This is a genomic window from Streptomyces sp. (genome assembly GCF_031181555.1).
GTDB classification, from domain to species: domain Bacteria; phylum Actinomycetota; class Actinomycetes; order Streptomycetales; family Streptomycetaceae; genus Streptomyces; species Streptomyces fimbriatus.
In genome coordinates, this window is sequence record NZ_JAPSKQ010000005.1 from 48,976 (window position 1) to 61,062 (window position 12,087).

At 73.6% G+C, this 12,087-nt stretch carries 9 protein-coding genes; 7 read left to right on the forward strand and 2 right to left on the reverse strand.

From position 1 onward, the window contains the following. Window positions 1-52: 52 nt before the first annotated feature. The 5 genes from RIM90_RS02260 (at window position 53) to RIM90_RS02280 (ending at window position 8,517) form a co-directional block, all read left to right on the forward strand. The gene (locus tag RIM90_RS02260) at window positions 53-1,300 is read left to right on the forward strand and encodes a serine/threonine-protein kinase (protein ID WP_309058784.1); all 1,248 of its coding nucleotides are present in this window, start codon (window positions 53-55) and stop codon (window positions 1,298-1,300) included. 80 nt (window positions 1,301-1,380) lie between these two features. After that, complete coding sequence (locus RIM90_RS02265; RefSeq protein ID WP_309058785.1) at window positions 1,381-3,048, forward strand: serine/threonine-protein kinase; 1,668 nt, start codon at window positions 1,381-1,383, stop codon at window positions 3,046-3,048. A 65-nt stretch (window positions 3,049-3,113) separates the two neighbouring features. Then, entirely contained in the window at window positions 3,114-4,892 is a 1,779-nt protein-coding gene (locus RIM90_RS02270) for a serine/threonine-protein kinase (protein WP_309058786.1), read from the forward strand. A gap of 133 nt (window positions 4,893-5,025) precedes the next feature. Further along, window positions 5,026-6,639: a succinic semialdehyde dehydrogenase gene (locus tag RIM90_RS02275; protein ID WP_309058787.1), complete on the forward strand. Its 1,614-nt coding sequence runs from the start codon at window positions 5,026-5,028 to the stop codon at window positions 6,637-6,639. Between the two features lie 48 nt (window positions 6,640-6,687). Next, a complete protein-coding gene (locus RIM90_RS02280) occupies window positions 6,688-8,517 on the forward strand; it encodes a GMC oxidoreductase (RefSeq protein WP_375165387.1) in 1,830 nt (609 codons plus the stop codon). A gap of 169 nt (window positions 8,518-8,686) precedes the next feature. Here the strand turns inward: RIM90_RS02280 and RIM90_RS02285 are convergent, their stop codons facing one another. After that, window positions 8,687-9,346, reverse strand: coding sequence for an LAETG motif-containing sortase-dependent surface protein (locus tag RIM90_RS02285; RefSeq protein WP_309058788.1), 660 nt, complete (start codon window positions 9,344-9,346; stop codon window positions 8,687-8,689). On the opposite strand from RIM90_RS02285, the gene RIM90_RS02290 reads away from it, so the two are divergent. Both RIM90_RS02290 and RIM90_RS02295 read left to right on the forward strand, forming a co-directional pair. Further along, window positions 9,333-9,749, forward strand: coding sequence for a hypothetical protein (locus RIM90_RS02290; RefSeq protein WP_309058789.1), 417 nt, complete (start codon window positions 9,333-9,335; stop codon window positions 9,747-9,749). The genes RIM90_RS02285 and RIM90_RS02290 overlap by 14 nt on opposite strands. 155 nt (window positions 9,750-9,904) lie before the next feature. Beyond that, window positions 9,905-11,134, forward strand: coding sequence for a hypothetical protein (locus tag RIM90_RS02295; RefSeq protein ID WP_309058790.1), 1,230 nt, complete (start codon window positions 9,905-9,907; stop codon window positions 11,132-11,134). 476 nt (window positions 11,135-11,610) lie between these two features. Here the strand turns inward: RIM90_RS02295 and RIM90_RS02300 are convergent, their stop codons facing one another. Then, on the reverse strand, window positions 11,611-11,928 hold the full coding sequence (locus RIM90_RS02300; RefSeq protein ID WP_309058791.1) for a chorismate mutase: 318 nt from the start codon (window positions 11,926-11,928) through the stop codon (window positions 11,611-11,613). Window positions 11,929-12,087: the final 159 nt, after the last annotated feature.

A 12,087-nucleotide genomic window follows, 5' to 3' on the forward strand; every position in this document is an offset into this window, starting at 1 on the left:
TGGCCGAATCACCGTACCGGAGGGGACACATCCGGTGGGGCATGATGGGCCCATGGGGACCGAGGGGGACGCCGAGAACGGGACCGTGCGACCCAACGCCCGTGTCATCGCGGGCCGTTACCGTCTGGAGGCGAGGCTCGGGCGCGGCGGCATGGGCGTGGTCTGGCGGGCCACCGACCAACTGCTCGGACGCGGCGTCGCCGTCAAGGAACTCCCCCTGGACGAGACGCCCTCCGCGTCGGAGGCCCGGCGGCAGCGGGAACGCACCCTGCGCGAGGCACGCGCCCTCGCCCAGTTGAGCCACCCGCACATCATCGTCGTCCACGACGTGGTGGAGGACGACGCACGTCCGTACATCGTCCTGGAGCTGATCGACGGCGGTTCGCTCGCCGACCGCATCGCCGCACACGGCCCGGTCGACGCCGCCGAGGCCGCACGGATCGGCATCGACCTGCTCGGCGCGCTGCGGGCCGCCCACACGGCCGGTGTCCTGCACCGTGACCTCAAGCCCGCCAACGTCCTGCTGGAGGACGGCACCGGCCGGGTCGTCCTCACCGACTTCGGCATCGCCCGGGTCGCGGGCTCCACGACGCTCACCGAGACCGGCTCCTTCGTCGGCTCGCCCGAGTACACCGCCCCCGAGCGGATGTCCGGTGCCAGGACGGGACCGGAGTCCGACCTGTGGTCGCTGGGCGCGCTGCTGTGCGCGGCGCTGAGCGGTGAGTCGCCGTTCCGGCGCGACTCGCTCGGCGGTGTCCTGCACGCGGTCGTGACCGACGAGATACGGCCGCCCGCCCAGGCCGGGCCGATCCTGCCCGTCGTGCGCGGTCTGCTGGAGCGCGACCCCGACCGGCGGCTGGACGCGGACCGGGCCGAACGGATGCTGCGGGCCTTCCTCGAGACGGGCCGTACGCCGAAGTCCGCGCCGCTCGGGCCGCCGCCGCCCGAGCGGGGCCCGTCCCGTCGCCGGCCCCCGGCGCGGCGGGCGGAAGGGGATGGGCGTCCCCCCGTCGTCCCCGGGGCCGGGGCCGGGGAGCGCGCCGCGCGGCGGCAGCCCACGAGGAGCGTGCTCGTGGCCGCGCTGGCGGTCGCCGCGATGGCGGGAGCGGGCGTCTCCGCGGCGGCGCTGCTCATGCAGGAGCGGGACGGCGACGGAGGCGGTACGCCGACCAGCACGGCCCCCGAGACGCCCGTGAGCGAATCGCCCTCCGCGTCCCGGACCCCGTCGTCGCCCCCTACGGCCACCCCACGGCGACCGGTTCCCCGCCCCCGGCCGCATAGCCGCATAAAAGGGAGATAAGTCCTGGTGGGCGTCACGGGTCTGTGACCGGTCCGCGTTCCGGGTGGATACGCGGCGGCGCGGCGCGATATGGATGACCCATGAGCAGCAACGGGGGAGCCCGCCACGGGACCGACGAGCCAACCAGTTTTGGCCTGCAACCGCCGAACCCGAACCCGCCCGTGGCCGTGCCGCACCCCGGCAACCCGTACGCGACACCCACGCAGGTGGTCCCGGAGCAGGCGCAGGACCACTCCCTGCCGTCGCACGAACCCGGCGCCGGACGGCTCATCGCCGGCCGCTACCGGCTGCTCGCCAAGCTCGGGCACGGCGGCATGGGCACGGTGTGGCGGGCCAAGGACGAGACGGTGGACCGCGAGGTCGCGGTCAAGGAGCCCCGCGTCCCGGACCACCTTCCCGAGCGCGAACGCTCCAACACCTTCGAGCGGATGCGCCGCGAGGCCCGTGCCGCCGCCCGGCTCGACCACCCGGCGGTGGTCGACGTGCATGACGTCGCGGTCGTGGACGGTCAGCCGTGGATCGTGATGGAACTGGTCCAGGGCCGTTCGCTGGGCGCCGTCCTGCAGGAGGAGGGCACCCTCCCCGCGCGCGAGGCCGCCCGGGTCGGCCTCGAAGTGCTCGGCGCGCTGGAGGCCGCCCACGCGGCGGGCATCCTGCACCGCGACGTGAAGCCGGACAACGTGCTGCTCGGCCGGTACGACCGGGTCGTCCTCACCGACTTCGGCATCGCCCGGATCGAGGGCGAGACCAACCTGACCGACACCGGCGGCTTCGTCGGCTCCCCCGAGTACATCGCGCCCGAGCGGGTGCTGGGCCAGCGTCCCGGTCCCGCCTCCGACCTGTGGTCGCTCGGGGTGGTGCTGTACGCGGCCACGGAGGGCGTCTCGCCGTTCCGCCGCAGCAACACCCCGGCCACGCTCCAGTCGGTCCTCAACGCCACGCCCGCGCCGCCCGCCTCCGCGCAGGGACCGCTGGCCGAGGCCATCACCGGTCTGCTGCAGAAGGACCCGGCGCGCCGTCCGGACGCCGCCCGGGTCCGCGCCCTGCTGGAGGCGGCCGCCAACCCGCCCGAGCCGCAGCCCACGCAGATCGTCCAGGTCCCCGTCCCCGACTCCGGCGGCAAGGGGATCCGGCTCGGCCGCAAGGCGCTGACCGGGATCGGCGCGGCGGTCGTGGCGGGAGCGGTCGCGGCCTGGCTCGTGGTCGCGGACCCGTTCGCGGGGCCGCTGCCGGAGGGCTGGAAGCAGCACGACCTCGGAGACCGGGCGGGCGTGAGCCTCGCGGTGCCGGAGGACTTCGTGAGGGACAAGCCCGCCGACGACTCGGACGGGACGGTCGTCTCCTTCACCGACCCGAGCGGACTGGTACGGATCGAGACCGACCGCGACCTCAAGGCCGAGGACGAGAACGGCGAGCTCGAGGCCTCGGCGTCGGAGGAGGCGTTCGCGCACTGGGGCGAGCTCAAGGACGGCGAGTACAGCTGGGGCATCGCCGACACACCGGCGCCCAAGGGGCAGCCGCGCCAGACCACGTACAAGGACCGCGAGGCGGCCACGAACACCATCGTCTACACGACGACCGACACGCCGAGGCCGCTGGTGCGCGAGGCGCAGGTCATGTACTACCGGAACAAGGACGGCGACATGTACCGGCTCTGGGTCGTGTACCCGGGCAAGGGCTACTTCGCCGAGGACGGCCGGGAGATCGCCCGCACGGTCCTCGCCTCGTGGGACATCGGCACACTCTGAACCGGCCGCGCCGGACACGGGTCCGCGCGTCGACAACGCCGCGTCCCGCGCGGTACTGATGGGGGATGAGCAACGACGGTGGCGCGAGGGGTGCTCAAGGTCGGCTGGTCGGTGGACGGTACCGGCTGATCGAGCGCATCGGCTCCGGCGGAACGGGCACCGTCTGGCGGGCGCTCGACGAACTCGTGGAGCGCGAGGTCGCCGTCAAACAGCCCCGGTTGCCGGGCGAACCGGGGGACGAGCGCAACCGGAGGGCGGCCCGCCGGCTCTACCGGGAGGCCCGCGCCGCCGCGCGCGTCGACCACCCCGCCGCCGTCTCCATCCACGACGTCGTCGTCGAGGAGGACGGGCCGGACGGGCCGGACGGGCCCGGGGAACCGGGCGGGCTCCCGTGGATCGTCATGGAACTGGTCCGCGGCGAGTCCCTGCGCCAGGTGCTCGAGCGCGGTCCTCTGCCGCCCGCCGAGGCGGCCCGGATCGGTCTCGCGGTCCTCGGCGCCCTGCGCGCCGCGCACTCCGTCGGCATCGTGCACCGCGACGTGAAGCCCGCCAACGTCCTGCTCGGACCTCCCCCGCCCTCGAGTCCGCTGGAGCGGGGGGACCCCCGTCGCCGGGTGGTCCTCACCGACTTCGGCATCGCCCGTGTCCCGGGCGAGGAGTCCCTCACGGCCAGTGGGGAGTCCATCGGCTCGCTGGAGTTCGTCGCCCCCGAGCGGATGTCCGGCCGCGGCGCCGGACCCGCCTCCGACCTGTGGTCGCTGGGCGTCCTGCTGTACGCCGCCGTCGAGGGCCGGCCCCCGTTCCGCCGTACGACCGTGGAGTCCACGCTCGCCGCGGTCATCACCGAGGACCCGCCCGGGCCGAAGCGGGCGGGACCGCTCGGCCCGCTGATCGTGCGGCTGCTGGCGAAGGACCCCGGGGAACGCCCGGACGCGGAGGAGGCGGCCGCGGCGCTGGAGGCCGCGGCGGGCGGCCGGCCGGTGCCACAGGCCCCGGCGGACGGCACGGGCGCCTCCGGCGCGCAGGAGCGGGGTGCGGACGCCCGGACGGTACGGCCGGGCTCCACCGCCGGACCCGGCCCCGTACGGACGCCGGAGCGAATACCGCGGTCCGGTCCGGCGCCCGCCGCCCCCGCACCCCCGGGCGCCCGCGCCGGCACGGCCCCGGCCACCACCCCCACCGCCGCCCCCCGCTCCGGACGCCGCCTGCTCCGCCCCGCTCCCCTCGCGGCCCTCGGGGTCCTCCTCCTCGCCGGCGGCCTCTGGTCCGTCACCTCCCTCGGCGGTCCGGACACCGGAGCGGCCACCGAACGGACCGCCCGTGTCACCCCGACCGCCGGTCCGGCGGGCACGGCCGGTCCGGGAGCCACCGCCGGTCCGGGTGCCACCGGCTGGGCCGCCCACCACGAGGCCGCCATGGGCGCCGTCCTCTTCCTCCCGCCCGGGTACCGGGAGTCCGCCCGCGAAGGCGGTACGAGCCGCCGGCCCAGGTCCGTGGCCTACGAGGGCGACGGCGGCATCCGGGTCCGCCTCGCCCAGTGGGACAGCGCACCCCGCTCCCCGATGGCTCAGGCACGGGACGCGCACGCGGGCCGGGACGGCCACGACGGGGACGCGCGCACGCAGTACACGCGCACCAGCGTCCAGGGCCACGAGGCCGTCCTGGCCGACACGACCTACGGCCCGGACGAGGACCTCGCACGCGTCATGCACCTGGTGATCCGCACCGACGACAGCCGGATGTACGAACTCCGCGTCGACATGCCCGAGGGCACGCCCCAGGAGAAGAAGGGGACGGCGGTGTTCAAGGGCGCCCGTGACCGGCTCCGGATCGGAAAGGGGTGATCCGGGGCCCGTCTCACCGTCAACGCCCTGATCAGGGTGTTTGCTGCCAGCGTTCACTGGCGTGGTGTGAGCGGTCGGTGAATCTGTTACCGACGGGTACACAAAGTGTTCGCCCCGGCATACCCTGCGGCTCATGACGGACGCGCAGACCCGGGAAACGACCGGCACCAACCCCCTCGCCCCCGCTCCGGAGGGCGCCCGCACCGCCGCCGACGTGGTCACCCCCGAGCTGGTGGCCCAGCTCACCAAGGGAGTCGTCGGTTCCGGGCGCACCGCCAACCACACGCCGTTCACCGGCGAGAAGCTGGCCGACCTGCCCGAGTCGACGCCCGAGGACGTGCGGCGGGCCTTCGAGACGGCCCGCGCCGCCCAGGCCGTATGGGCGCAGGTCCCGGTGCGCCGGCGCGCGGCCGTCCTGCTCCGTTTCCACGACCTCGTGCTCGAACGCCAGGCCGAGGTGCTCGACCTGATCCAGCTGGAGACCGGCAAGGCCCGCCTGCACGCCCACGAGGAGGTGCAGGCCGTCGCCGTCGTCGCCCGTCACTACGGCCGCCGCGCCGCCGCCTACCTCGGACCGAAGCGGCACGCCGGCGCCGTACCGACCCTGACGAAGGCCGTCGAGCTGCGCCACCCGCGCGGTGTCGTCGGCCAGATCGTCCCCTGGAACTACCCCCTGGAGCTGTCCGTCGGCGACGCGCTGCCCGCCCTCGTCGCGGGCAACGCGATCGTGATGAAGCCGGACACCGAGTCCTGCCTGACGGCGTTGTGGGCCCGGGACCTGCTGATCGAGGCCGGGCTGCCCGCCGACGTCCTCCAGGTCGTCCTCGGCGTCGGGCCCGTCATCGGACCCGAGGTCGTCAAGCACGGCGACTACGTCTCCTTCACCGGCTCCACCCGCACCGGCCGCGAGGTCGCCACGGTCGCCGCCGACCGGCTCGTCGGCGTCTCCCTCGAACTCGGCGGCAAGAACGCCATGCTGGTGCTGGAGGACGCCGACATCGAGAAGGCCGCGGCGGGCGCCGTCCGCGCCTGCTTCTCCTCCGCGGGCCAGCTCTGCGTCTCCATCGAGCGGCTGTACGTCCACGAGTCGGTCGCCGACGCCTTCCTCGACCGCTTCGCCGCCCGCACCCGCGCCATGCGGCTGGGCAACTCCCTCGCCTACGGCGCCGACATGGGGTCGCTGGTCAGCGGCCACCAGCTGGAGACCGTCAAGCGGCACGTCGAGGACGCCGTCGCCAAGGGCGCGCGGATCGTCGCCGGGGGCGTCGCCCGCCCCGACATCGGCCCGTTCTTCTACGAGCCGACCATCCTCGACGGCGTCACGGACACCATGACGCTGTGCTCCGAGGAGACCTTCGGCCCGGTGGTGTCCGTCTACCGCTTCCGCACCGAGGACGAGGCCGTCGAACGCGCCAACGCCACGCCGTACGGCCTGAACTCCTCGGTCTGGACGACCAGCGCCCGCCGGGGCCGCGAGATCGCCGCCCGGTTGCGCACCGGCACGGTCAACATCAACGAGGGCTACGCGTCCGCGTACGGCAGCGTCCAGTCGCCGATGGGCGGCATGAAGCAGTCCGGCCTGGGCCGCCGGCACGGGGCCGAGGGCATCCTCAAGTACACCGAGTCGCAGACCGTCGCCCACCAGCGCGTCCTGCCGATGGCGCCCTCGTTCGGCATGGACGACGAGAAGTACGCGGCGTTCATGAGCCGCAGCCTGCGCCTGATGAAGGCGTTCCGCTTCCGCTAGACAGCCCCCGCACCGCACCAGCACCGCAGCTTTCGACGAGGAGAGCACGTGTCACAGGAGAACTCCGTCCAGGACATGGACGACGAACGGGGCGACGACTCCGCGTACGACTACGACGTCGTCGTCGTCGGCTCCGGCTTCGGCGGCTCGGTCTCGGCGCTCCGCCTGACCGAGAAGGGCTACCGCGTCGGCGTCCTGGAAGCGGGCCGCCGCTTCACCCGCGAGTCCCTGCCGAAGAACTCCTGGGACCTGAAGAACTACCTGTGGGCCCCCAGGCTCGGCATGTACGGCATCCAGCGCATCCACCTGCTGGGCAACGTCATGGTCCTGGCCGGAGCGGGCGTCGGCGGCGGCTCCCTCAACTACGCCAACACCCTGTACGTACCGCCCAAGCCCTTCTTCGAGGACCCGCAGTGGCGTGACATCACGGACTGGCAGGAGGAACTGGCACCGTACTACGACCAGGCGCGCCGCATGCTCGGCGTCCGGATCAACCCGACGATGACCCCGTCGGACGTGCACCTGAAGGCGGCGGCCGAGCGGATGGGCGTGGGCGACACCTTCCACATGGCCCCGGTCGGCGTGTTCTTCGGCGACGGCGAGGACGCCGACGGGAAGGTGACGGCGAAGCCGGGGCAGGAGGTGCCCGACCCGTACTTCGGCGGGGCAGGGCCGTCGCGGCGGGCCTGTGCCGAATGCGGCGAGTGCATGACCGGCTGCCGTCACGGCGCGAAGAACACCCTCAACGAGAACTACCTCCACCTCGCCGAGAAGGCGGGCGCGGTCGTCCACCCGATGACGACGGTCGTGTCGGTGACGGAGGACTCGCGGGGCGGCTACGCCGTCGCCACGCTCCCGACCGACAACCGCCGCAGGGGAGCGGGCCGCACCTTCCGGGCCCGCCGGGTCGTCCTGGCCGCCGGTACGTACGGCACCCAGACGCTGCTGCACCGCATGAAGGCCGGCGGTCAACTGCCGTACCTGTCGGACAGGCTGGGCGAGCTGACCCGCACCAACTCCGAGGCGCTGGTCGGAGCCCAGACCGACAACCGCCGCTACCGCAGGGCGACCGGCGCGCCGAGGGTGGACTTCACCCGCGGTGTCGCCATCACGTCCTCGATCCACCCGGACGAGAACACCCACATCGAGCCGGTCCGCTACGGCCGCGGCTCCAACTCGATGGGCTCTCTGTCCATCCTCCAGGTCCCGTACGCGGGCGGCGGTTCGGGGACGGCCCGGGTGCTCGGCTGGCTGGGCAACGCGGCCAGGCACCCCTGGCTGTTGTTCCGTTCCCTCTCCAACCGGCGCTGGTCGGAGCGGACCATCATCGGCCTGGTGATGCAGTCGCTGGACAACTCCCTGACGACCTGTCTGAAGCCGTCCGGGGTCGGCCGCGGCCTGCTCACCGCCCGGCAGGGGCACGGCGCGCCCAACCCCAAGCAGATCAAGGCGGCCACGGAGGGCGCGTCGGCGCTGGCGGCCGAGATCAACGGCTTCGCGGGCTCCAACGTCGGTGAGCTGACGGGGATGCCGCTGACGGCCCACTTCCTGGGCGGCTGTCCGATCGGCGCCTCCCGCGAGACCGGCGTGATCGACCCGTACCACCGCCTCTACGGCCACCCCGGGATCTCGGTCGTGGACGGTGCCGCGGTCTCGGCGAACCTGGGGGTGAACCCGTCCCTGACCATCACGGCACAGGCCGAGCGGGCGATGTCGTACTGGCCCAACAAGGGCGAGACCGACCCGCGTCCGGAGCAGGGTGCCTCCTACCGGCGCCTCCAGCCGGTCGAGCCGAAGTCCCCGGCGGTCCCGGCGGACGCGTTCGGCGCGCTGAAGCTGCCGTTCCTCGGGATGCCGACAGTGCCGCCGAAGAAGTAGCCGGAAGCGGAAGAAACAGCTGGAAGCGCGGGCACAAGCGGAAGCGGACGGGAAAGGGACGACGGGAAAGGGCCAAGGGACAAGGGAAAAGGACCTGGGCCCCCCTCCGAGCCCAGGTCCTTTTCCCTTGTCCTGTGTGCTGCCGTGCGCGAAGCGCTGTCAGGCGTCGTTACGCCTCCGCACCGGCCTTGCGCCGACGCACCACGAACACCGCCCCGGCACCGGCCACGACGGCGGCACCGCCGACCAGACCGATCATCGGAAGGGCGGAGCTGGAACCGGTCGCGGCGAGGCTGCCGGTGACCTTCGGCGTGTCGGCACTCGGCTTCTTGTCCGCCACGGGCGCCTTGCCGCCCTCCTGCGGCTTGGTGCCGTCGGTGTCCGTGCCGGCGGCCACGATCTGGAACTTGTACGACACGTCACCGAAGCCGGTGCACTCGCCGTCCGCGTCGCCGTAGATCGTCGCGCCGAGCGAGAAGCCGGCGCCCACGGGGGCGGACGCCTTCACGTTGACGCGCAGCGGGATGTTGACCTCGTACCCCGGCTCCAGCTCGTCGGTGTAGCCGACGTAGCCGACCGCGTAGCCGCCCTCGTCGAGGTCCACCCAGGACTTGGTGTCCGGGTCCCACGCCTGCAGCCGGACCTGCTTGCTGGTGAACAGGTCCATGCCGTCGGCGTCGGGGGAGGCCCCGGCGAAGAAGTCCAGGTCCCGCAGGGGCGAGTCGGAGTCGTTCAGCACGTTCAGCGAGAACTTGTGCCAGCCGCTGCCCGCGGAGATCTTGCCGGGCAGGCCGGTGATGCTGACGTCGACCTTGGTGTCCTCGCACACGGACGGCTCGGGGTCCGGGGTCTCCGTCTCCTCCGGCGCCGACGTGCTCGGGGCCGGGCTGGTGGCGGAGGAGGACGTGCTCGGCACCGGGGCCGGCTCGCTCGTGGAGGCGCTGGGCGAGGTCTCGCCGGTCGGCTCCGTCGACGCGGTCGACTCGGTCGCGGACGGCGAGGCGGACGTCTCGTCGCCGGTCGGGGTCCCGGTCGTGGAAACGCTCGGCGTGGCCGTGGGGTCGGTCGCGTACGCGGCCGGGGCCGCGAGAAGGGCGACCGGGGCTATCACTGCCGTCGCGGCCGCTGCGGCCATGGCACGGCGAAGCTTCATGAAGACCTCGGTGAGTCCGGTGTGCCGCGGGGTGCGGCACGGGCTGGGAGGCGCCTTCGTGTGGGGCGCGCGGGTGTGATGCGTGATGTCAGTGAGTTCGATCCACGACGTCCGTGGATGGTTGTCCTGCCTCTCACAGAATTCTTATGTGAGGTGGATCACCCGTGAGGGGTGATCATCGCTGGCGTACGCTCGGCCGCCTGTCACCGCCGTCGAGAGAAAGTCCGCGATCCCGTGGCCGAGCAGCCGTCCGAAGAGCCCAGACCGGAGTCCTCCGCCCTCCCGGACGACGTGTGGGAGAAGTTCGTCCAGGACAGCGAGCGCGACATCCGCACCTCCGCCCCCAAGGAACCCTCCGCCCGGGCCCGCATGGTGACCGAGCGGCTGCGGGCCATGGACGAGGCGCAGGCCAGGACGGGCGGTGGCGGCGGACGCCGTCGGGGCAGGAAGAAGGCCGCCTCTCCGCCCGCCCGGCCGGAGGGCTGGCGCACCGGTCCCGCCTGGCAGGAGAGGAACGGCCGGGCCGCACGCCGCCGCAGGGGCTGGAGCGTCGTGGGCGTGCTGGCCGCCGCCGCGCTGGCCGTCGTCGCCGTCAACCCGTCCGCCGCGCTGTCCTGGCTGCCCGGTGGACTCGGCGACGGTTCCGGTGGTGCGGACGCGGCCGGCCCGGCGTCCCCGGCACCGCTCGCCCCCGAGACCGCCCGCCCCAGTGGCGCGCCCTCCGCGGCCTCCGCGGGCACACCCACCCGCGAGCGGCCCTTCGCCGGATCCCCGGCCGCCCGCTGGGAGTCGGGAGCGGACGCCGTCCGGCTGCCGGAGGCGAAGGCCGTCAACGGGGTTCCCGCCGGCCGGATCGAGGAGGCCCTGCGGCGGACGAAGGAGTTCCTGGTCGCCTCCAACCTCGACCCCGGGGTGCTGAAGGGCGGCGAGCCGAAGAAGGCGCTGGCCCTCGTGGACCCCTTGGCGGAGGAGTACCTCTCCGACCTGCGCGCCGCGCTGCGCGAGCCCAGCGAGGAGAACGACCCGGTGTGGACGTTCACCCGTTTCGACCCCGAAGAGGTCGACCTCGTGGGCGACGTGCGGGTCCGCGGCCGCATGACGGTGAAGCCCGGGCGCGGAGCCGCCGGGAAGGCCGTGATCAAGGCCGACTACACCTTCGTGTACGCGGTGGCCCGCGCCGGCGGCGGCGACGAGGTGACCCGGGCCGTCGTCCGCCGGGTGGTCGAGGTGGACGTCGCGGACCTCACCAGGTACCAGGGCACCGAGGGGCACCTCTGGATCCTCGCCGTCGACGGCGAGATCTCCAACGACGACTGCCGGGACGGCGACGGCGTGATCCGTCCGCAGTTCCCCGCCGACCTGCGGACCGGTCCCGAGCCGACCGGAGAGGCGCGCGACCCGTACGACCGCAGCAAGCAAGTGGCCGGAGCCGAGGAGGGATGCGGCGTCGTCACCCGCACCTGACACCGCCGTCCGTACGGCATGCGAAGGGCCCCGCGGGGCGGAACCGCGGGGCCCTTCCTCTCGTCGGCACCGACGTCAGGGCGGCATCGGTGCCCGGGAGCGGCGCCGGGGGGGGGAAGCGCCGCGCGTCTCCTCCGCACCCCGCCGTGGCCGTCGGGCCCGGACGTGTGCGGTGTTCGGCCGGCCGGCCCCGGGCGTCCCCGGAGCCGGCCGTTCTCTTGGGTGACCGGGCTGCTGTCCCCTGCCGTCCGGTCACTCTTCCGGAGCGAGGTCCCACGACGTACGGCACGACCCGTACGTCTCATCGCTCCGGCGAGCCACGCGTGGTTCTTCCGTGCCCGCCCCTGGCCGGCGCGGACACCGGTACCAACGAAGCGGTTCCGGCACCGGTCACGGGCCGTACGGGTGAGAAACGATGCGTACGTCTGTACCGGGAACACGGGAACGGGGGTGCGGCTCCCGCGCCGCCCGCCGGCTCAGATCTTCCCCCGGCACAGCTCCAGCAGGGTCATCGCGAGCGGGGTGCCCGGCTTGCCCAGCGCGTCCCTGTAGCGGGCGAGGATCTCCATCTCGCGGGAGAGGTTCACGCGCCGGCCGCCGGAGGCGATCCGTTCCTTCTGGACGACGGCCGACACGGCCATCCGTTCCTGCACGAGGCCGATGATCCGGTCGTCGAGCGCGTCGATCCGCTCGCGGGCGCCGGTGATCGCCTCGGCGGCCTCGGCGGTGCGGGCGCCGGTCTTCTCGGCGGACCGCGTCGTCGTGGACTGCGTCGCGGCGGCGGTGACGGTCATGTCGGGGCTCCTCGATGGGTGGGTGCGGGATGCCCCGGAGCGACAGGGTCCGGGAAACGCCAGGCGCCCCGGACCTTGTCGGCCCGGGGCGCCTGGGAAGTCGCTTGTCAGATGCTCAAGCAGCACGACCATGGCAGCCGGCGGGCCGGTCGCCATAGG

What these genes read in the sequence shown, in the direction of transcription:
- RIM90_RS02270 (WP_309058786.1), top strand. Translation starts at nt 3,114, where the DNA reads ATGAGCAACGACGGTGGCGCGAGGGGTGCTCAAGGTCGGCTGGTCGGT.
- RIM90_RS02265 (WP_309058785.1), top strand. Translation starts at nt 1,381, where the DNA reads ATGAGCAGCAACGGGGGAGCCCGCCACGGGACCGACGAGCCAACCAGT.
- RIM90_RS02260 (WP_309058784.1), top strand. Translation starts at nt 53, where the DNA reads ATGGGGACCGAGGGGGACGCCGAGAACGGGACCGTGCGACCCAACGCC.
- RIM90_RS02300 (WP_309058791.1), bottom strand. Translation starts at nt 11,928, where the DNA reads ATGACCGTCACCGCCGCCGCGACGCAGTCCACGACGACGCGGTCCGCC.
- RIM90_RS02275 (WP_309058787.1), top strand. Translation starts at nt 5,026, where the DNA reads ATGACGGACGCGCAGACCCGGGAAACGACCGGCACCAACCCCCTCGCC.